This window comes from Streptomyces sp. NPDC017246 (assembly GCF_044331325.1).
GTDB lineage: Bacteria > Actinomycetota > Actinomycetes > Streptomycetales > Streptomycetaceae > Streptomyces.
Window position 1 is genome coordinate 1 of the sequence record NZ_JBIRMW010000033.1, and the last position, 20,066, is coordinate 20,066.

Genomic DNA, 20,066 nt, shown 5'->3' on the forward strand with positions numbered 1-20,066 from the left:
CGAAACAACGATCCATCACTCCCACACGGACGCCACCACTACCCCTGACCAGTGAAAACGCCGTCATCACACTCGGAAAGACAACAGCCTCTCAGATTCGCCTCACTGAGCCCGCGCCGACAAGAGTCGCGCACCCGTGCCGAGGCTCCCCGGCTCCCCCTCACCTTCGACGCGCAACTCCGTCGTGCTGAGATCCGCGCGGGTGAGGTCCGCGCCGGTCAGGTTCGCGCGGATCAGGCGGGCTCCGTTCAGGTCGGCGCACTCGTGAGTGGTTTCGCCGTCGAGGACGACGGCGCAGAACCGGGCGTCCGTGAGGTCGGCGTCGTACACGTCGGCGTCGCTGAGGTTCGTGCTCCACAGGTACGCCCGCGGCAGCTTCGCCCTGGTCTGCCAAGCGGACTGGAAGTCCACGTCGAAGAGGATCGCGCCACTGAGATCCGCTCCGCCCAGATCCGTCCACCCGAAGTCCGCCCCGTGCAGGTGCAGCCCACGCAGGTCGGTGTCGCTCAGGCCGATCTGCACCGCCTGGTCGAGATCGGAGCGGCGGTCGCCGAGCAACGTCACGGTCGCCCGGATGTCGGCGCTCGGCGAGGGCTCCTCGTCGAGCACGGGAGGAGGCCTCTTCGGGACCGGGGCGTGTTCACGCGCGTACGCGGAGCAACGAGGCCGGCCCCGCCAGGCTCACAGCGATCAACCACCAGGGAGCCCGCCCGGCCCTGGACCCTCCAGCGGCCTCAGGCCGGGGTCCAGGACGCCACCCTCCACCCTCGTCGCGCCGCTGCACGCTCCGACGAAGCCGCTCGGTGCCCTGGTTCCACCTCACCCCTCCCAGGGCATCCCGAAACGAAGAAGCCCGCCACTCACGACGTCACGCGCCGTAATCGTGGGCCTGGCCCATGCCATGAACACACAATCACCCGCCTCGACTACGTCCGCCAGAGCCTGGACCGTCTCCCCACCCGCACCGGAAAGCCCGCCTACCATCGCGACGGACGCATGGTCGGCTACGCCGTCCTCGGCTCCGACGCCAAGGCCTCCCGCGCCTCCGGCACGTTCCGCCGCCGCGTCTTCTGGGTCCTCCCGCACGACCGCGACGCCGAACCCGACGGCCTGTACGCCGGCTCCGCACCCGCCGAAGCCGTCGACCCGGGCATGCTCGCCCCCCCGAGCAAGGGCAGGAAGACCGAACGCTCTGAAGGGGGCCCCGCACAGTGCCATGCAGGAGCTCGGAATAGCGCTTCCGCTCTGACATACCCGCCGAACAGAGTCCGAAGCGACTCAAGCGACTTAACTTCCGACATCATCTGACGAATATGTTCGGAGGGCATCGGGAGCAGAAGAATCCGGTCTCGTTGGTAGAACTCCGGTCGACTGGACTCCCTCCCGCACCACATGCCGCCTCCCGGCAAGCAGGCAGACGGGACAAGGCAAAGGCATGAGAGGGCCCTCCTCGGGCACCCGAACAGGGAGGGAGCTCCATCCACCCCGACCTAGTGAGCTGATGTGATCATGGGAAGCGACGTACAGACCGGCCCCCCGACTCGGCCAGGCCCGTCGGCGCCACCGCCGGAGCCGCGTCCCGAGCGCCGCCACGCGGAGGCGACGATGGGTACGCCGCCCAACGACCCGGTCCCGCCGAGCCCCACCCCGGTACCTGGGCCAGGCCCGGGCCCGCGACCGGGCCCGGTACCCGGTCCGGTGCCCCCGCCGGGCGGCCCTGACCCGGTGCCACCGACTCCACCGCTGCCCGGGCCGGCCCCCCAGCCAGGCGACCCGCGACCGGAGCCAGGGCCCCACCCCGGTCCACTGCCTGGTCCGGTACCCGCGCCGGAGCCACTCACCTGACGCCTGTCGCTGCTCCAGTGCGTACCGGGCTGGTCGATACCCGCGCAGCTCGCCGACCGGACTGCCGACGCGATCCGCGCCATCAATCACCTGACTCCCAGCCCCCGCGACGGCTTCCAATACCTCGGCGCCGTCTCCAGCCTGGCCGCCGCCTCGCCCGGACGGCAACCCCACCGGCAGCCTCACGGTCCTCGACATCGCCTACGCCGGCGTCTGAGGCCGACAGGCGTTCGTACCGGCGTCGACCGCGTGGCTCATCCATGTGGCAGTGGCCCCAGGAGGCCCACCAGTACACGGACATCGAGTACGTGATCCAGGGGCGCGTCGGTGTGGGTGTGGGTGCGGGTGTCTGGGACGGGGGTGCCTGCGACGGGCGCCGAGACGGGTCGCTCGCCGGTGTCGGCGAGTGTGAGCCGTCCGTCTTCCACACCGAGTACCAGCCGACTGCTGTGGACCACCACGGCCTGGTGTCCGAGCTCCGCGGCGAAGGAGGCCATGATCGACGACGTGACCGGACCCGGGTTCTTGCTGGCAGCGCCCTCTGCCGGTCCCGACAGATGATAGGGGGCGTCCGCCCGGAGGTGCTCATGGTGGTCATCCTGGTGAATTGCCGGGGAACTGGCCGTCGAAGGCGGCTACTTGTGGGTACGGAGTCTTGTCAGCCGCCTGTTGTTTACGCGAACGTACTGAGGCACGGCCCCCACCCGTCACCCACCGAAGGCCTTCATGAAGAAGTCACTGTTGGGAGTCGCGCTCGCCGCGGCCCTCATCGCCGCCGGGGACCCGGCCACCGCCGCACCGGCCCGCGCAAGCGCACCCGCGGCCACGCACACGTCCTCACCCTCGTCCGCCGGCTCCCTGCTCGCCGAGAGCTGGCAGCCGCCGCTCAGCACCCGAGGCCGCTACGTCGTGGACGCCCGCGGCGACCGCTTCAAGCTCAAGTCCGTGAACTGGCACGGTGCCCAGGGCTCGTACAACGGCACAGGCGACGTGAACGACCCCGCCAGTCACCACGACGCCGAGAATTCCGATCAGGTACCCCTGGGCCTCGACCGGGCCCCGCTCGCCGGCATCCTCGCCGACTTCCACCGGCTCGGCGCCAACAGCATCCGGCTGCCCTTCTCCAACGAGATGCTGCACGACCAGCGGCCCGTGCCGGACCGCGCCGTCGCGGCCAACCCGGCCCTCAAGGGCAAGACCCCACTCCAGGTCTTCGATTCGGTGATCGCGGCGACCACCGCGGAGGGTTTCGCGGTCATCCTCAACAACCACACGAACACTTCCCGTTGGTGCTGCGGACTGGACGGCAACGAGCGCTGGAACACCAGCCAGTCGACCGCCCAGTGGGAGGCCGACTGGCTCTTCCTCGCCGAGCGCTACAAGAACGACAAGCGCGTCGTCGGCGCCGACCTCTACAACGAGGTCCGCCGCACGGTCATGGACGACGCCAACTGGGGCTGGGGCAACGACCACGACTGGTGGGCCGCCTCCCAGCGGGTGGGCGACCGGCTGCTCACCGAGGCCAACCCCGATCTCCTCGTCATCGTCGAGGGCATCAACTGGCAGGGCATCCCCACCGATCTCACCCCGCACGGGCGGCCCACCCTCGAACCCGCCCGCGAGCTGTCCCACACCTTGGTCGCCTCGAACAAGCTCGTCTACTCGGCCCACTTCTACGGCTACACCGGCCCCCATCACACCGGCGCGACCGGCACGGGCGAGACCAGCGACTGGCGCTACCAGGAGCTCCCCCGTGAAGAGCTGTTCCAGACCCTGCAGCGTCAGGCCCTCTTCGTCGCCGACGACACCGGGCGCCACTACACCGCGCCCGTCTGGATCAGCGAGTTCGGCATCGGCGCCGACGAGACCAACCCGCAGGGCCGGACCTGGTTCGCGAACTTCGTCGACTACCTCATCGAGCACGACGCCGACTTCGCCTACTGGCCGGCGGTCGGCTTCACCGGCCACGGACGGTGGAAGCTGCTGGACTACGACAGCCAGGGCCGGCGCTCCGGCGTCCTCGACGGCGGCGACTGGCGCACCGCGCACTGGCAGCGGCTCGTCGATGCCCCCGGCACGTCCGGTGCCGTACCCGTCACCGACACCTGGGACATGCTCTCCACGGACCACGCCGACTTCGTCCAGTCCCTCCGCGCCCGCGCGAAGGGCGACTGGGACAACGGCGCCCGCAAGGCGGCCTGCCCCGACGGCCAGCGTATCGTCGGGCTCTCCCACGACGGTGGGCGCGGTCTGTGCACAGACACCGGAGCCCGCGGACTCGCCGCGCCCGCAGGCACGTTGACCGTCGTGAGGGACGAGCGACACGTCTCCGACGGCGACTGGGCCGGCGGCTACACCAAGTTCCAGTGCCCCACGAACCAGTTCATGGTCGGCTACAGCCTCCGCGGCCGGGCCGTGTCCGCCGTACTGTGCGCCGAGGCCGCCCGGGCCCTGCCGAAGGCCGGCCGCACGCTGTGGTTCGACCGCGGAGACAACCGACCCGCCGGTGCGCCCGGCGGCGAGTTCGCCCTCGGCAACTACAAGGGCCAGTGCCGCAGCGACGAGTACGCGGCCGGCGTCGCGCACAGCGGCGCCTGGGCGAGGGGCAACAAGCCCGCCGCCCTCCTCTGCCGGGCCCTCTGAGGGCCGGCCGGCCGCCGTCCGGCTTCGGCGCGAACGGTGGCACGGTGCCGGCGGACACCGGACGACTATGTCCACCGCGTCCGCTGGCACCGTCCGCCGGCACCGTCCGCCGGCACCGGCACCGGCACCGGCACCGGCACCGACACCGGCACTGACACCGGGCACCTGGCAGCCATGCCAGCTCCGGCCCAGCCCTCGTCCGTCCTCCGTCTCAGTGCAGGCTCCGCCGCTCGTCCTCGGTCACCGCCGGGGCGACCGGGGGAACGACGACCCGGCAGCGGCGCAGGATGCTCGTGTGCACGGTGGTGCCGATGATGCCGACGGCCATGAGGATCAGCCCCACCACCACGCCACGGCCGGTGTCCGGATAGAGCGTGTCGTTGACACAGGTGAGGAAGAGAACGACACGCATCGCGGGGTCCTTCACTTCGAACGGTAGGGCTCCGGGTGAGCACGGTGTCAGGTCCGTGCCCACCCGGAGGTTCATGGGACCGGACTAACCGGCGATCCGCACGGCGACGGCGTTCCAGGCAGACTGGTCACCAGACGGCTCGTAGCGACGCATCGGCTGGGTGCGAGCCACCAGTTCTCGCATCTGAGCGTGGTCGCCGGCCAAACCGTGGGCACGCGCCTGGACCAGTACGTTCCCCAGCGCGGCGGCCTCGACCGGGCCGGCGACGACGGGAAGTCCGCACGCGTCGGCCGTCAGCTGGCACAGCAGCTCGTTGCGCGCGGCGCCACCCACCACGTACACGACGTCGACGTGGCGGCCGGACAGCTGCTGCGCTTCCTCGATCGCACGCCGGTGGGCCAGCGCGAGGGAGTCGAGGATGCACCGCGTGATCTCGCCCCGGGTCGAAGGTTCGGGCTGACCAGTGGCAAGGCAGGCCTGGGCGATCCGCTGGGGCATCCCGCCGGGTGCGAGGAACTCGGAGCCCGAGGCGTCGATCACCGACCGCAGTCCCGTGGCAGTGGCCGCCTCGCCCAGAACCGTCACCACATCGTCCTCGCCCCAGTCGCGCATGCATTCCTGAAGCAGCCACAGGCCCATGATGTTGCGCAGGTAGCGGACAGTGCTGTCGATACCGAGCTCGTTGGTGAAGTTCGCCCGGCGGCTGGCTTCGGTCAGGACCGGTGCCGACAGTTCCAGTCCTGCCAGAGACCAGGTACCGGTGCAGATGTAGGCGAAGTGTTCGCCACGGCCAGCCGGGACCGCCGCGACGGCCGAGGCTGTGTCGTGGGACGCGACCGTGGTAACGGGAACTATGGGCTTCCAGCCCAGGTGCTGGCGCACATGCGGTAGCAGATACCCGGCCAAATCCCCCGGGCGGCGCAGCGGAGCGAACATGGTCGGATTGATGCCGACAGCCCGGGCGATGTCTGTGGCGAAGCCACCCGAACGCGCATCGATCAATTGCGTTGTCGAGGCGTTGGTCAGTTCGGTTCCCTGCGTGCCTGTCAGCCAGTATGTGATCAGGTCGGGGATCAGCAGCAGGCGGCGTGCGGCGTCCGCCTGGGCGGTGCCCCGCGCCGCCACGAGCTGGTACATGGTGTTGAACGGGGCGTGCTGTATGCCGGTTCGGGTGTACAGCACCTCGGGGGAGAGGGTCTGCCAGACCTTGTCCGCCACGTTCTCGGTGCGCTCATCGCGGTAGTGCACCGGTGCTCCGAGGAGACGGCCTTCCGCATCGAGCAGACCGTAGTCCACGGCCCAGCTGTCCACGCCAATGGAGTCCACCGGTCCGAGGGCGCGCAACCCGTCCAGGATCCCCGTATAGAGGGCGTGGATGTCCCATCGCAGTCCCTCCGGGAGGCGGACGGGGCGATTGGCGAAGCGGTGGACCTCGGTGAGGTTCAGGCTGTCGCGGGTGCGCGCGACTCCGAGCCGGGCGGCCGGCGCCCAGGCGGCGAGAAGGGATCCACTGTGCTGATGGCCCATCCGGTGGTGCTGAGCAAGCTGGTCGAGGAGTACGAGGCACCGAGCGTGCTGCACGCGGAGGACGGGAGCCGTGAGGTGCGCCGGCGGATGGAGGACCTCGCCTACACGTTGTGTGTGTCCACCGGCACCCGGGACGTCGACACCGCGCTGATCGCGGCCCGCCACCGTCTGCCCGGAGCGCGCCCCGAGGACGACTCGGTCCTGATGGCCTGAACCGGTCAGATCCGCGCCGGGGAGGGGCGCGGGCCGACCGGGACAGCCCGAAGGCGCCTGCCGGGCAGGGCCTGGCGGGCGCCCTTGTCGTGCCCAGGAGCAGCGGAACCTCCCGCCAACCGGACGGAGAACGGCAAGAGGCCCCCGGCAGCGCCGGGGGCCTCTTGCCGACGGTGCCGGTCAGGGCAGGAAGTTCTTCTGTCACTCCAGCGACGGCATCGGCAAGGGGGACCGTGGCACGGTACGAGGCCACCTGCCGGCACCGTGCCTTCGCCCGCCTGGTTCACAACGCCTAACCGAGCGAGGACTTCGACCGGTACTACGAGTACGCGGGGATGGTCCCGTTCGTCCGCCAGGTCATGGGCGCAACCGCACCTGCTTCCCGAGCCCGTGGGGGGATGTCTCTTTCTGTAGCGTCCGCGGTCCTGTCTGGCGGGGTCGGTCCTGTTCCCGTATAGCTACCGCCAGGTGGCGTGTAGCGCTGAGTAACTACTTGGGAAATGCGGGAAGCAGAAGGAGGCTGATCGGTGGGCGCCCGACTGGCGGCTACGACGAGCTCGCTACGGGAGCAGGGCCGCCACGCCGTCCATGATCCGCTCCAGGCCGAAGTCCAGTGGGTCCCCGGCTTGTGGCGTGAAGGCGCCCTCCGCGACCGCTGACGTGAGGGCGGGGAAGCGGTCAGCGTGGCGTTCCAGGACGTCGGCTGTGAGGTGGGCCCACTCCTCGTTCGCCGCTTCGTCGTGTTCGACTGCCTGCTGGGTGATGTTGCGGATGTGGCCCACGAGCAGCAGGAACGTGTCATGCCGCTGGGGGGCCGACAGGCCGCTTCCGGCGAGCGCGGCCAACGCGGTGTCCAGCCAGCCGAGTTGATGGGGACCCATGATCTGTCGCCGCATGCCGGTGGCCGTCAGGAGCCATGGGTGGCGGCGGTACACGGCCGAGCACTGGCGGGCCCACTCGGTCAACTGCGGGCGCCAGCCGCCAGGGATGTCAGTGACGCGGACCGGGGGGCCGATCGCGAGGTCGACCATCAGATCGATGAGTTCCGTCTTGCCGGGGATGTACCGGTAGAGCGCCATCGCGGTGACATCGCATTCCTTGGCGACCCGCGCCAGCGAGACCGCGTCCAGGCCCTCCTTGTCGGCGATCCCGATCGCCGCCTCGGCGATCCGGCCTGCGGTCAGCGAGGGCTTCGGGCCCCGGCTCGGCTGCTCCTGCTCGCCCCACAGCAGCGCGAAGCTCGCCTTCGCGCCGCTCCGTTTCCCCGTCGACTTACGTGGCTCTCTCGCGCTCATCCTGAACTCCCTCGCCCTGGCCTGTTGACGACCCGCACTAACTGTTTATACCGTATAGCTATCTGCTTACGGCATACACAGTTCATGGAAACGGATCCCAGGGAGTCGTCATGCTCACCGCCCTCGCCGCCACCTCCGCCGCCGCACTCCTCGCTGCGCCGGCCGCCGGAATCCTCGGCCACCGCGCCCTGAAGCGCTTCCGCAACGCCTCCCTCATGAAGATCGACGGCCCGCACGGCATCGACGAGCAGGGCTTCGTCCGCATCGGCGGCATCGACCAGTGGATCTCGGTCCGCGGCGACGACCGGACCAACCCGGTCGTCCTGGAGCTGCATGGCGGCCCCGGCGGCTCGACCGCGATCTTCGGGCCGCGCACCAGATCCTGGGAGAAGCACTTCACCATCGTCCGCTGGGACATGCGTGGCACCCTCAAGACCCTCGGCCACGGCGGAGCCGACGGACAGGGTGAGATGACCTTCGACCGGATCTACGCGGACGCGGTCGAGGTCACCGAGCACATCCGCACCCGCCTCGCCGTCGACAAGGTGGTCCTGCTCGGCCACTCCTACGGCAGTGCCTTCGGCCTGCGGCTCGCCCGCGAGTTTCCCGAGCGCTACGCCGCCTACGTCGGCACCGATCAGAACATCCACGACGCCGGCCGCGATGACTCCGTACACCAGGCACTCCTCGCCCGACTGCGGGCGACCGGAAAGCGCAAGGAACTCGCAGCGGTCGAAGCCCTGGACGCCGACAAGCACCGCTGGACCGCCCGCGAGCGCGCGATGCACGCCAAGCTGCTGGCCACCAGCGACCCCCTCACCCTGGACACGATGAAGAAGGTCGTCATGGGGTCCCTGTGGCTCTCGCCTCTGCACTCGCTGCGCGAGCTGGGACACTTCGTCAAGGGCATGAGCTTCTCGGAACAGGTCACCGCAGGCACGTCCGGGTTCGACGACTGGGCGGACGGTACCGACTTCGAGATCCCGTTCTTCCTCTTCCAGGGCGAGAAAGACGTCCTTACCTCACCCGACCTCGCCCGCCGCTTCTTCGACGACGTCCAGGCCCCGGTCAAGAACTTCGCACTGATCGATGACTGCAGCCACTTCGCGGCGTTCCGCCGGCCGGAACGGTTTCTCGAACTGCTGCTGGCTCACGTACGGCTGGTGGTAGTCGCCGATAAGTCAGCTGCTGCGGCGGGCATCTGACGGGGGTGCGGCCAGCGGTTCGCGGGCCCGGGTCCAGGCCCAGGCCCGGAACGAGCCATCCAGATACTCCAGAGCACCACCCGACGGGTGGGGAGTTCAACTGAGCAGGTTTGGCCACTTCATGAGCACCATCTGGGGAGATTGAAGAAGCGCCGTCAGAGCTGTGACTGGAGTTCCCGGGTGAGGCTGGAGCGCCGGGCGTACCCGATGCGGATGTCCGCGGTCGGGGTGTCCGGGTCGATAGGCGCCGGAGGGGCAGTACCGGGCCGCCACGGCTGTCCCGGACCGCGGTCGGCGGGCGTCGGCACGCGCAGGAGTCTTGCGAGCCGGGGCACCTTGGTGAACTGGCCGGTGCGTTACAACGGGGGCAGGGGGGCCCTCGACGTCGTCGGCGTCGCACGGAGGTGCGGTCTGAGGGCTCGGCATGGCGCTGAATGCTGTTACAAACATTTCCCAGAACATGCCCGGTTCCCCTTTTGAGTGAGAACAGGTTGTGACAGCCGATCCGGGATCCGGACCGCTCTTTCGCCGACTGTTCTTGATCTTGCTCCGGGAAAGGGTCGTTTGTGAGAGACACGTAACGTCGCTGCGGAACCGCCGGCTCCTCCACGCACCTTGGCTCCGATGCCATGGGTCTGTTCGCCTACTTGTGGCCCCGGAGGAAGGCCGGGATGTCGGCTCGGGTCGGGTAGTCGGGCAGCGGTGCGGGCTTGTCTTGGAGGAACGCGGTGACGGCGGCGGCTGCTCGTCGGTCGTTGTCACCCAGGCCGTTCCACATGTGGTGGCCGACGCCGGGCATGTACTGGGTGCGCTGGATGGCGGGGTTGTCCGCGAGGACGGTCGTCTGCCACTGCCGGACCTGGGAGGAGCACTCGGCGATCATCAGCATCGCGGGTGTCCGGGAGCGCCTGAGCTGCGGGGCGATGGAGGGGGAGTCTTTGATCGTTTGCTGGATGCGGAGGCTGGCGGCGGCGCTGAAGGAGAAGTTCTCCGCAGTGTCCTCGACCGGGATGCGGTGCGAGTCCCGCGCGCAGTAGGCAGACGCGGTGTCGCTGCCGAGATCGGCAGCGGTGAAGGCGTTGTCGCCCTCCGCCTGCCCTACCAGCCCGTTGTCCGGGCTGAGCAGTCCGAGCCGCATGAGGCCGAACGCGACCGCGTACCGCGGGACGTGTGTGGAGCGCGGCCCGGTCATGGCCGGCGCGATGTCGCGGGCCGATGGCCGACCCTTCTGCTCGGCCATCCGGGCGGTGGGGCCGTCCATCGGGCCCGGCTCGGCGATGACCGCCCGGCGCAGGTGGTCGGCGATGGCCGGGTCGGCCAGTGCGCGGGTGAGCACGACCGCACCTGAGGAGAATCCCAGTACGTCGGCGGGGCCCTTGCCGAGTTTGCTGACGAAGGCGCCGAGGTCATCGACGGACCGGGTGATCGAGTACTGGCCCATGGGCAGCAGGTCGCTGCGTCCACCACCGGCCTGTTCGTAGGCGTACACGTCGTAGCCCTGTCCCGCGAGCCGCTGCAGGAAGCGGTGGTCGAGCACTGAGATGCCGCGCACCGGGCCGCCGTTGAGGTAGACGAGCGGGACGTGCTGCCGGCGGTTGTTGCCGGTGGGCGGGTAGTGGTAGACCGCGACCCGGCTGCCGGTGGACAGGCGCCAGTGCTCGGCGGTCACGAACGACAGGGCAGGCGGGTGGTGGCGCGTCGTGGGGACGGTGGGGACGCACACCGACAGTGTCAGGGCCGCTGCGACGAGCACCGGCAGGAATGGCACCAGCCGTCCCCGCCAAGAGCGGCGGCGGGCCCGCCACAGCGCGGCGAGAACCGCGATGCCGACAGTCGCGGACCATGCGACGAATCCCGAGCCCGCGCCGTCGGTGGCGACGACCAGCGCCAGGAATAAGGCGACGAGCCCCACCACCGCGGCGATGGCCGCCAGCAGGCCGCCGACGAGGCGCAAGGGATGTATGACGGATGGTGGCATGGTGAGCTCCAGGGTTTTGAAACGGCGTTTTGAAACGATGTTATCAGCATGGGTAAACTGCTTCCCATGGGAAGGCCGAGAACGAACGACGACGCCGTCAGAGGACGGCTCGTCGCATGCGCGACCGAGATGTTCGCCACCCGCCCTCAGGAGTCGGTCACAGTCCGCGCGCTGGCCACCGCCGCCGGAACGTCGACGGCGGCGGTGTACACCTTGTTCCAGGGCAAGGACGGACTGATCCGCGAGGTGCGCGACCAGGCGGTCGCAGGCCTGTTTCAGGACCTGACGGCCGTTCCCGCCTCGGAGGCCGCCCTGGAGGATCTGTACGCGTTGGCCGTGGCGTATCGCCATTGGGGACGCGAACACCGCCACCTGTACGCGGTGTTGTTCGGTGGCGCGCAGTCCTTCGTACCGTCGACCTGGGTCGGCGACCGAGACCCAGTACGACCGCTTGTCGCGGCGATCGACCGTGCCGTGGCGGACCGGATCCTCGCGGGCGACACCACGCTGATCGCCGTCTCGTTGTGGGTCTCCCTGCACGGGCTCGTGACCCTCGAACTGGCCGGCGGCCTCGACGGCACCGCAGCCGAGACCGCGTTCCGGTCAACGATTGATGCCGTACTGCGCGGCTGGGCAACCCCCGCCGCCTTCCCTGGCCTTCGACGTCCAGACCCGGCCCCGTGAAGCGGTTGCTCCGTAGCCACACGAACACGCCGGCAGAGGGCTCTGATCTTGGGTCCGGCGCCGGATGCTGGGTGGCGTTGGCGCCCGGGGAAGTTGACGTGGTCGTCCGGGAGCAGGGAGAGCCGGATGGCCGGGCCTGGAGACTTCAGGCCCGGCCGGCCCAGCCACTCGCTGGCGGGGCAGTGGGCGCTCCCGGCGTGCTGCGGGGGCCGGGAAGCCTGGCCGTCGCCGCGGCTGCAGCCAGTTTGAGGCGGGAGTTCATGTCCAGCTCGAACCGTCCGTACGGATTCACATGCGTCCAGAACAGCGGCGACAGCGCCCGCCGGTCCGCATCGGTCAGCTTGTCCGCCCACTTTGGATCAGTCGGGACCTCCTGTATCAGCAGCGTGTCGACGTGCACCAGCGCGGACTGCTGACCTGAACGAGGGAGCACTTCGGCCTGGCCATCGCACGGATGTGCGTCGAGGGCCGCGTGTAACGCGGCAGGCTCGCCCGGGCCGGCTGCCGGGCGCTGCGGCCCGACGCGGGGAGGAGCGGACATGGGACGTTTCGGCAGGTGGGCGATTGCGGTTCTGGTGACGGTTGTGAGCTTCGCGGTGCCCACGTGGCTGGGCGGGGCTTTGGTCCTGCCGTCGGTCCTGGAGGATCCCGAGATCCGCTGGGCGGTGGCCTCGGCGTTGGGTACGGCCGTCGCGGCGCTGGTGGGCATGTGGGGGTACCGCTTCGCCACGCGTGAGCGTCAGAACCCCGGCCCCGCGGTCCAGGTCACCGGGGAGCGCGGGGTCGCCATCGGCGGCCACAACTCGGGCCCCGTTTTCACTGGTGACACCGGAGCGGGCCAACCTCCCGCTGCGGCTGGGAACCAGACGCCCGCACCGTCGCCGGGCCCACTGGCGCCGGGCACTGTGACCGCAGCAGGGGAGCGGACGATCGCCATCGGGGGCAACAACACCGGCACGCTGTCCACCGGTGACCACGGCGGCGCCCAGCCGTGAAATGGCCCTACCGCAAGCAGGTCGAGAAGACCCAGGCACCTGAGCCCGTCCAGCCCGCGGCAGGGGCGCACGCGGGAGGCGATCGGTCCATTGCCATTGCCATTGCCGGCGACAACTACGGGATCGCCCAGACCGGCGACCACGCCACAGACGTCGCTCTCCCGCCCGAGGCGTTACGGCCCGCGGCCGAGGTGGACGCCCCGCCCGGACTGGACAACCTCCGCAACCGCCCCCGTCATTTCGTCGGCCGCACCCGCGAGCTGGACCGGCTCGACGCCGCGCTCGCCACGCCCGGCGGGGCGGTGGTCCAGGCAGTGCACGGCCTGGGAGGAATCGGCAAGAGTGCTCTGGCCGCTCACTGGGCTGCCACCCGTGCTCACGGCTGCACCCCGGTCCGGTGGATCAACGCCGACAGCGAAGCAGGTGTTCAGCAGGGCTTGGCCGACCTGGCCACCGCTCTGCAACCGGCCCTCGCCCACGCCCTGCCCGTGGAGAAACTCGCCAAACGCACCCTGCAGTGGCTGGCCGCCCACACCGGCTGGCTCCTGGTCCTCGACAACGTCAGCGACCGCGCCGACATCGCCTCGCTGACCCAAGGACCAGCCACCGGACGCCTCCTGACCACCAGCCGGCTCTCCACGATCTGGAACCACGCCACCATCGTGGTGCGCCTGGACGTCCTGCCCCCGGACGAAGCCCGGCAGCAAGCGCAACCCGTCCCGCAAGCAGGCACGCCCGTGTCGAGCGCGGTCCGCATGGGAAGGCGTGGGAGGCCCACTGCGTGACTGCCGCCTTGAAGGCGGCGGCGTCCACCCCGTCGCGGTGAATGGCATTGTCAGCCGGTGCGACCGCGCCCTTGGCGGATGAGTAATCCGCCCGAACAGCAGCCGCTCCGCCAGAGACCAGATCAGTGATCACCTACGGGACTGTCCAGAGGCTTGCGGGCGAGCAGGTGGATCGCCTGGAACTGGCGCCGGTCGGTGGGCTGAGGCTCGCGCACCATCCGGGCTACCTCGGTCAACCCGGACTTGCTCAGCATCGCGGCTAGGTGATCGGGCGACCACTGATAGGCCGGAGCGACCGCGTGATCGAAGATCTGCGTCTCGTGAGAGGGATCATCAGTGGCCCAGAACCCGATCAGAAGATGGCCGCCAGGCGCCAGTACACGGTGAAACTCCGCCAGGACGGCGGGGAGTTCCTGCGGCGGGGTGTGGATGATGGACCAACGGGAGAGTACGCCGCTCAACACGCCGTCCGCGGTGCTCAGTGCGGCCATCGATCCCACGTCGAACTTCAGGGCCGGATACGCCTCTCGAGCCAGTTTGATCATCGTCGAGGAGGCGTCAACGCCGAATGCCGCCAGACCCAACTCGTCGAGATGAGCCGTGATGTGGCCAGGCCCGCACCCCAGGTCCGCGACCTGACTGTTCCCACTCGCACGCACGACCTCGGCAAAGGCACTCAACATCGCACGGTCCAACGGCGCGTCGCGCAGTTCCTCGCGGAACAGCTGTGCGTACAGAGAGGCGACTTCGTCGTAAGCCTGGCGGGTGGTGCTGAGGGCATCGTGATCGGCCATGCCCGCGACACTAGCTCCCGGCCCGGAGGTGCGCCGAGAGACGCTGATGATTCATCCCGCCTTGTGCGGTTGGTCCAGCTAAAGGCTGTCCCGCAAATGCTCTCCGAGTCGCCTCAGCCTGCTCTGTGGTCGTGTGCCCGCTCATCTATCCGGCGAGGGCGAGGTTGTGCATCCTGGCGATGTCGAGCATGGCGTGGTGGACGCCGTCGCCTTTGAGGCGGCAGTCTCGGAGGATCTTCCAGGTCTTCATGCGGGCGAAGACGTGCTCAACGCGAGCCCGGACCTGTTTATGTGACCGGTTGTGCTCCTCTTTCCAGTCCGGGAGGTCGGTCTGGCCGGGCTCGCGGCGGTGCGGGATGACGAGTCCGGTGCCCAGGTAGCCGCCGTCGGCGATCGTGAGGGTTCTACCGACGGCGGCCTTGGCGCCGGACTTCTCCCATGCCTTGCAGTCGTTGCGGTTCCCGGCGAGCGGCCGGCCCACCACGACGACCAGGCGGGTGTCGGCGTCGATGACGACCTGGTGGTTGGTGGAGTACCGGTAGTTCTTCGACCGCTCGGCAATGGTGTGGTCGCGGGTGGGGACCAGGGTGCCGTCCACGATGAGCACGGTGTCCCTGGCGAACCGTTTGCAGGGCTGGAGGGCGAGCATCGGCCCGAGGTGGTCGATGATGCGGCCAGCGGGCGACTTGGACACCCCGAACAGCGGGGCGAGCTGGCGCATCGTCAAGTTCGTGCGCCAGTACGCCGTGACGAGCAGTGCCCGGTCCTCAAGCGGAAGGCTCCACGGCCGGCCCTTGCGAACCGCGTCAGCGCCCTCACGCCGAAGCACGGTCACTAGCTTCCCGAACAGGCGCGGGCTCAGCCCGGTGAACGGGGCTATCCAGGACGGCTCCGACGCCGTGATCACACCAGCCACAGTGCATGGGACCATAACGGCCATGTCAGGTCAGGTCTTGGTATTCCTCATATCCTTGGGCGGTGTTGTCCTCGGCGGCATGCTGTCCTACCTCGTCCAGCACAGGACTCAGTCGTCAGCGGAACGTGCTGAACAGCAACGGCAGCAGAGCGCATTGTCAGAGGCGCGGCGCGCGGAGCGGCTGGCGCTGCTGGAGCGGTTCATCGAGGTGGCGGCCGAGGCCGAACGCTCCGCGTTCAGCCGGTCTTCCGAGTGGGACGACACCCACGCCTGGAACGTCACGACCCAGGGCGTGATGAACAGGCTGTGGGTCGCAGAGCGGCTCATCCGCATCCAGTTCCCCCTGCCCGTACACGACGCGGCCCGGGCGTACTTCCTCGACCTCAATCGGACGGTTTGGGAAGGCTTGCCCGACGGCGAGAGCGTGCGGGACTACCTGGAGGACAACCGGCTGGCGTTCCTCGACGCGGCCCGAGCGGCCATGGGATAGTCCAGCCGCCGGGCCCCGAAGATCTTTACGGGACAGCCCTAGGACGACGGTTTCCCCGTGCGGGCACGGAGGAGCGGCGGCCGATCCTTACGGGGGAGTACGCCTGGGTCCGGCATGGGGTCGAAAGCGGCGACTTACAGTAACAGAATGTCTCTGCCTGCCGACTCTGACCGGATCGTCCTGGACCTGCTCGATGCGCACCTGGAAGCGCTCTGGGACGGAGCGGATTTCCGGCTTGCGCAGGGGCTGCTTCGTTCTGCCGTCGAAGGGGCGGAAGGAGGGGGCGAGCTTGGCCACTGGGCCCTCGAGCAGCTCAACGGTATCCCCTGCGAGCCGAGAGAGGTCCGTGTCCGTCAAGTCGGCAGTCTGTTGGTGGAGTTCCGTCGCCGGCGCAGTCCCTGGAACGAAGCGGCCCTGCGGTTGCTCGACGACACGTACACCTTTGTTGCCACCGGCCCTCGGCGACACGAGAACTGGGCGCACGACGTGCACGCTGTGCTGCATCGGTCGGTCTCCGACCCTCGGGGCTGGCTCCGACTGGACGGAGACCGCGCCAATGCCGCCCGTCACATCGTGCCTGCGTATCCCTTCGATCCCCCGGACGCGTCGGAGCTCCCCGGCCGCCTGCACCCCCTGGACGCGGGGGCGGCGGTTGCAGCGCTCGCTGTGATGGCCGAGGAATGGCAGTCGGAACACGCCCCGGTACGCTCCCGTCGGGACCGGGACGTTCTGCTGGCGGACGCCCGGACTCTTCTCGGTCGGTACGGGCCCACCGCGCGTTACTGGACCAATGCGACGGCCGCCGTCGCTGACCCGCGCCCGGACTTCCTCGCGGCGGGCCTCCAGGGAACGGAATCCTACGGTTTCCTCACCTCCGAGTACCTCAACGGCCTCGACCTCATCGACGACCTGGGCGTGATCGCGGTGGCCGACGACGAGGTGGGTGTCTTCTGGTCGGTGGGGGCGTTCTGACATCAATCGGCTTTCCCCGGAAAGGCGTTGGTGAGCGCCGACAGCTGCCCGCGCCGGCCACGTCGTTCCGTCTTCCGTTCGATCGATACGAGTGGCCCGGTCTCACTCGGCGGGGCTCGTCCGGATGTCAGGATGCTTATGTCCCGACGACTACAGCCTCAGCGAGGCCTGGGCTTGGGCCCAGGCCGGGGTCTGGGCTTGCCTTACGGTGCGCGCCAGAGGTTGGCGTAGGCGGCGTTTTCGATGGATCGCCTCTGGCGTACGGCTTCGAGTTCCATCACCGCGTCCTGAGTGATCGCTACCACGGTCGCCGCTGTTTCATCGTGGAGGACAGGATCGTCGTCGGGCCGGCCGTCGCCGATGCCCACGACTGTGGCGAGTGCGACCAGGACAGGTTCCTTGTCCTTCCAACGGTCGGCCGCCCTGCGGCGGGCGGGTGTGTCGACCTGCTCGACGCGCTCCGGGGCGAAGGGCAACCGGCTGCTTCGCTTCCGGGTGAGCTCTCCGTCTTCTTCCAGAACGGTCTGGTACGCGGCAGACAGGTCCTGGCCGCGGCGCCACAGCCAGTCCTCGATCCGCTCGTAGGGTGCCTGCCGTGTGAGTCGAACAGCGGCCTCGTCCAGAAGCCGGTCGTCGAGAGTTGTGGACCCGCCCGGAATGATGCGGTCGCCGTCCACGGTGGCGGCCCCCGCACCGATGAGGTCGATCAGTTCGGCTCCTGCGAGTGCGAGGGAGAGGTCCCCCTGGCCGACAGGCTGCTCCGCTGTCGGGTCCATGGCGATGATGAACAGGTCTTTCGCCGTGGTCATGAACGGCTCCCCTCGGAGACATCGACAAAGGTGAGTCTGTGCCTGGTCGGCCCAGGTCCAGGTTCAGTGCCGGCTCGGTGGTCGGGACGGCTGTCACGATCAGTATCGCCCGGACACCCCCGCCCGCGGGGCCGAAGATCTGGTGCGAGGGAGCAGTTCCTGCGGATGGCGTCAGAGTGGGAGCTTGAGTGTGCTGGGATGTGGGCCCGTGGGATCGCGGTGTGTCCTGGGCGAGATCGCCGGTGGCCACGCTGGCCACGGCGGTCTCGCGTGTACAGGCGCCCGCCGGAAATCGGGTGGCGGGTCGTAGCGTCTCGGTGTCAAGATCCGTCTGTCGAAGGGGCGTAGCTCAGCCTGGCCAGAGCAACGGATTCCAAACCCGTACGCCGCAGGTTCAAATCCTGCCGCCCCTGCCAGGAGTGCGCTGCTGTCAGCCTCTTCCAAGTGGGTGGCCGCACTGTGCCAGGGCTGTTGTCCTGCGCGTGGGTTGCCGCCCTTGGGTTGGCATAGAAGCCGTGGCAGAGGAGCCCGGCCGAGAGCTGGCATTCATCGCTCGGGGAACGACGGGGTGTCGTCCATTACCTGCAGCAACTTCCGAGCAGGTGTCGCATCCTCCGGCCGGACGGACGATGCGACACCCTCGATGACTGATCGGACTGCGTACACGGCTGTCCTTGCGGCTGCCTCCCATCCGGTTTGCTGCCGGTAGGTGGGGTCGTTCTCGCGGTCCCGGGTCGCCCGAGCGGCGGAGTGCCACTGGTCGGTCCGGCAGATGCCTCCCAGCAGGTCCAGCAACTGCAGCTCGACCAGGGCGTCGGTGATCTCCGCGTGACGGGACGAGCACAGTGCGGCGAGCAGGGTGATCCGTACGTCCTCCGTCGTGCGGCGGAAGTCCGAGGGGTACATCTTGATCGCCTGTGCCCGCCAGGCGGCCACCAACTTCTCCGAGCAGTCTGCGAACAGCCCGTCGGGGTGAGCGGGGAGTCCAGGCCCACCGCGCCCGGGTCTCGCTTGAGCGCGGCCGGCAGGCCTGTCCCCGCCTCGTTGTCCTCGGCCACCAGGGACAGCAGCCGGGCTGTGCCCGCCTCGCCCAGGCGGCCGATCGTGCGGGCGCAGAAGGTCTTCTCCAGCTTGCCCCGCGCCGCGACGAGTACCTTCTCGACCTGGGTCCGGCCCGGCGGTTCGATCTTCCGGGCCCGGGACTCGACCAGCAGGGCCTCGGGCTGCCGGTCCTCCTCCAGCTTGACCGGGCAGACCTCCACGGCCATCCACTCGGCCGGCGCCTTCTCGTCCGCGACTGTCGACGGCTTGAAGCCCAGGGTCTCGCGGATCTGCTTGCGGTGGTATTCGGCGGCGCGGCCGACCAGTGTGTACTTCGTGAAGTCGGTGGCCGGGACCTTCACCAGATCGGCGACGTACTCCACGGCCGCCGGCGGGACCTCTTCCAGCACGTCGGGGAACCGGCCTTCCAGCTCGAAGAACTTCAGCAACAGGCTGAAGCCGAGCCGGGTCGCCCCGCTCTTGTTCGCCACCAGGTCCCAGGCTCCTTCTACCAGCGTCCAGTTCGCCAACAGCTCTTTTGGTGACCACTCTTGCGGCAGACCCGCCCCTTTTGGCCTCGACCACTCGATCAGACCGACGACGGCGCCTCGGACCGGGAAACGGGAGGCATCCGGCTGCCGGCGACCTGCTTTGCGGCTGGTGTCCGAGCTGGGACACCGGGGCCTGGAAGGGGGACGGCTGCACCGCACGCGTTGTGGTCGCCTGTCTCTGCCGCATAGGGCGGGCGGCATGTTCTGCCCTGCCTCAGATTCATGCAGTACTCGGGCAACCTCGTCGCGGCGACCGGTGGTGGGGTTGGCGCTGTCGCTTTCGGCCTGGAGGCCGAGCGCACCTGCCGTGTCCTTCTTGCGCGTCTGCCCGGCTTTCCGGATTCGGCACCGGCCGGGGAGATGTGAACCTGCCGTATCGGTGTGCGGGGCCGGCGGCCGGCTGGTCCCGCACACCGGTGCGGGTTGCATGGCATGGGCGTGGTGGACGGCCCTGTGTGCCGCGTGCCGGGCCTCCCCCTCCCCGGATCGGGAGTGCAGGGGGGCGATTCGTCTTCCGTGCGGGACGGAGGGCGGGGTCGCTCTGGAGCGCTGCGTGAGGTTATGAGCGCCCGCCCCCGCCGGAACTGGGTGCCGTCCGGATCGGCCGCGTCGTCGTGGCCCACGGCGGGACCATGTGTCCCGGGGGGACCTGGGCGACGCTGTGGCCGGACTGCGCGGGGCCCAGCGGACCACCTTGTGGAGATCACGCTCGGCGTCTTGTGCCGGGCCCTGTCGGTGAGGGGTGTGGCCTCATCGTGTGTTGCTGGGTGTGGGGTTGGTGGGTGGGATCGCGTGGTGAGGTGGGGCCTGCCGGGGCCGGGCGGGTTGGGTTTTAGGTGGGTTGGTTGTGTTGGCGGTTGTCGTAGGCGGTGCGGGCTGCGGTGATTTCGTGTTGGTGGTGTTCGGTCCAG

17 protein-coding genes, 1 tRNA gene and 2 pseudogenes are annotated in these 20,066 nt (G+C 69.2%); 10 read left to right on the forward strand and 10 right to left on the reverse strand.

The annotated features are described in order from the left end of the window. Positions 1 to 102: 102 nt before the first annotated feature. On the reverse strand, positions 103 to 609 hold the full coding sequence (locus ACH4MY_RS37795) for a pentapeptide repeat-containing protein (protein ID WP_398009335.1): 507 nt from the start codon (positions 607 to 609) through the stop codon (positions 103 to 105). A gap of 303 nt (positions 610 to 912) precedes the next feature. On the opposite strand from ACH4MY_RS37795, the pseudogene ACH4MY_RS37800 reads away from it, so the two are divergent. Both ACH4MY_RS37800 and ACH4MY_RS37805 read left to right on the forward strand, forming a co-directional pair. Beyond that, positions 913 to 1,249 (forward strand): annotated as a pseudogene (locus tag ACH4MY_RS37800) (DUF6009 family protein); the annotation flags it as partial. Between the two features lie 1,322 nt (positions 1,250 to 2,571). Beyond that, positions 2,572 to 4,488 (forward strand): cellulase family glycosylhydrolase, encoded by a 1,917-nt coding sequence (locus ACH4MY_RS37805; protein ID WP_398009337.1) that lies wholly within the window; start codon positions 2,572 to 2,574, stop codon positions 4,486 to 4,488. Positions 4,489 to 4,801: 313 nt separating this feature from the next. On the opposite strand, the pseudogene ACH4MY_RS37810 reads toward ACH4MY_RS37805, so the two are convergent. Then, positions 4,802 to 4,900: pseudogene (locus ACH4MY_RS37810) on the reverse strand ((Fe-S)-binding protein); the annotation flags it as partial. A gap of 84 nt (positions 4,901 to 4,984) precedes the next feature. Beyond that, entirely contained in the window at positions 4,985 to 6,427 is a 1,443-nt protein-coding gene (locus ACH4MY_RS37815; protein WP_398009339.1) for a rhamnulokinase family protein, read from the reverse strand. Here ACH4MY_RS37815 and ACH4MY_RS37820 point away from each other — a divergent pair. Next, entirely contained in the window at positions 6,413 to 6,640 is a 228-nt protein-coding gene (locus ACH4MY_RS37820) for a DUF5133 domain-containing protein (RefSeq protein WP_398009341.1), read from the forward strand. The two genes, ACH4MY_RS37815 and ACH4MY_RS37820, sit on opposite strands and share 15 nt — an antisense overlap. Positions 6,641 to 7,200: 560 nt before the next feature. On the opposite strand, the gene ACH4MY_RS37825 is transcribed toward ACH4MY_RS37820, so the two are convergent. After that, the gene (locus ACH4MY_RS37825; protein WP_398009343.1) at positions 7,201 to 7,935 is read right to left on the reverse strand and encodes a TetR/AcrR family transcriptional regulator; all 735 of its coding nucleotides are present in this window, start codon (positions 7,933 to 7,935) and stop codon (positions 7,201 to 7,203) included. 110 nt (positions 7,936 to 8,045) lie between these two features. Between ACH4MY_RS37825 and ACH4MY_RS37830 the strand changes: the two genes are divergently transcribed. Then, positions 8,046 to 9,140, forward strand: a complete 1,095-nt coding sequence (locus ACH4MY_RS37830; protein ID WP_398009345.1) for an alpha/beta fold hydrolase — start codon at positions 8,046 to 8,048, stop codon at positions 9,138 to 9,140. A gap of 643 nt (positions 9,141 to 9,783) precedes the next feature. Here ACH4MY_RS37830 and ACH4MY_RS37835 read toward each other — a convergent pair. Further along, positions 9,784 to 11,118 carry an alpha/beta fold hydrolase gene (locus ACH4MY_RS37835; RefSeq protein WP_398009347.1) on the reverse strand — a complete coding sequence of 445 codons (1,335 nt, stop codon included), beginning with the start codon at positions 11,116 to 11,118 and terminating at the stop codon, positions 9,784 to 9,786. Between the two features lie 66 nt (positions 11,119 to 11,184). On the opposite strand from ACH4MY_RS37835, the gene ACH4MY_RS37840 reads away from it, so the two are divergent. Continuing rightward, a complete protein-coding gene (locus ACH4MY_RS37840) occupies positions 11,185 to 11,802 on the forward strand; it encodes a TetR/AcrR family transcriptional regulator (RefSeq protein WP_398009366.1) in 618 nt (205 codons plus the stop codon). 145 nt (positions 11,803 to 11,947) lie between these two features. Here ACH4MY_RS37840 and ACH4MY_RS37845 read toward each other — a convergent pair whose 3' ends face one another. Next, entirely contained in the window at positions 11,948 to 12,343 is a 396-nt protein-coding gene (locus ACH4MY_RS37845) for a Tn3 family transposase (protein WP_398009349.1), read from the reverse strand. Here ACH4MY_RS37845 and ACH4MY_RS37850 point away from each other — a divergent pair. Both ACH4MY_RS37850 and ACH4MY_RS37855 read left to right on the forward strand, forming a co-directional pair. Then, a complete protein-coding gene (locus ACH4MY_RS37850; protein WP_398009351.1) occupies positions 12,342 to 12,797 on the forward strand; it encodes a hypothetical protein in 456 nt (151 codons plus the stop codon). The two genes, ACH4MY_RS37845 and ACH4MY_RS37850, sit on opposite strands and share 2 nt — an antisense overlap. Beyond that, entirely contained in the window at positions 12,794 to 13,582 is a 789-nt protein-coding gene (locus ACH4MY_RS37855; protein WP_398009353.1) for an AAA family ATPase, read from the forward strand. Before ACH4MY_RS37850 ends, ACH4MY_RS37855 begins: the two co-directional genes overlap by 4 nt. A 122-nt stretch (positions 13,583 to 13,704) precedes the next feature. On the opposite strand, the gene ACH4MY_RS37860 is transcribed toward ACH4MY_RS37855, so the two are convergent. Together ACH4MY_RS37860 and ACH4MY_RS37865 are read right to left on the reverse strand one after the other, a co-directional pair. After that, complete coding sequence (locus ACH4MY_RS37860) at positions 13,705 to 14,376, reverse strand: class I SAM-dependent methyltransferase (RefSeq protein ID WP_398009355.1); 672 nt, start codon at positions 14,374 to 14,376, stop codon at positions 13,705 to 13,707. Positions 14,377 to 14,521: 145 nt separating this feature from the next. Then, on the reverse strand, positions 14,522 to 15,292 hold the full coding sequence (locus tag ACH4MY_RS37865; RefSeq protein ID WP_398009357.1) for a transposase: 771 nt from the start codon (positions 15,290 to 15,292) through the stop codon (positions 14,522 to 14,524). Between the two features lie 22 nt (positions 15,293 to 15,314). On the opposite strand from ACH4MY_RS37865, the gene ACH4MY_RS37870 reads away from it, so the two are divergent. Both ACH4MY_RS37870 and ACH4MY_RS37875 read left to right on the forward strand, forming a co-directional pair. After that, entirely contained in the window at positions 15,315 to 15,782 is a 468-nt protein-coding gene (locus ACH4MY_RS37870) for a hypothetical protein (protein WP_398009359.1), read from the forward strand. 147 nt (positions 15,783 to 15,929) lie between these two features. Then, the gene (locus ACH4MY_RS37875; RefSeq protein WP_398009361.1) at positions 15,930 to 16,754 is read left to right on the forward strand and encodes a hypothetical protein; all 825 of its coding nucleotides are present in this window, start codon (positions 15,930 to 15,932) and stop codon (positions 16,752 to 16,754) included. A 203-nt stretch (positions 16,755 to 16,957) separates the two neighbouring features. On the opposite strand, the gene ACH4MY_RS37880 is transcribed toward ACH4MY_RS37875, so the two are convergent. Next, positions 16,958 to 17,563 carry a GPP34 family phosphoprotein gene (locus tag ACH4MY_RS37880; RefSeq protein WP_398009363.1) on the reverse strand — a complete coding sequence of 202 codons (606 nt, stop codon included), beginning with the start codon at positions 17,561 to 17,563 and terminating at the stop codon, positions 16,958 to 16,960. Positions 17,564 to 17,901: 338 nt separating this feature from the next. On the opposite strand from ACH4MY_RS37880, the gene ACH4MY_RS37885 reads away from it, so the two are divergent. Beyond that, a tRNA-Trp gene (locus tag ACH4MY_RS37885) sits at positions 17,902 to 17,979 on the forward strand. A gap of 162 nt (positions 17,980 to 18,141) precedes the next feature. Here ACH4MY_RS37885 and ACH4MY_RS37890 read toward each other — a convergent pair. Then, entirely contained in the window at positions 18,142 to 19,584 is a 1,443-nt protein-coding gene (locus tag ACH4MY_RS37890; protein ID WP_398009365.1) for a DUF4158 domain-containing protein, read from the reverse strand. Between the last annotated feature and the right edge of the window lie 482 nt (positions 19,585 to 20,066).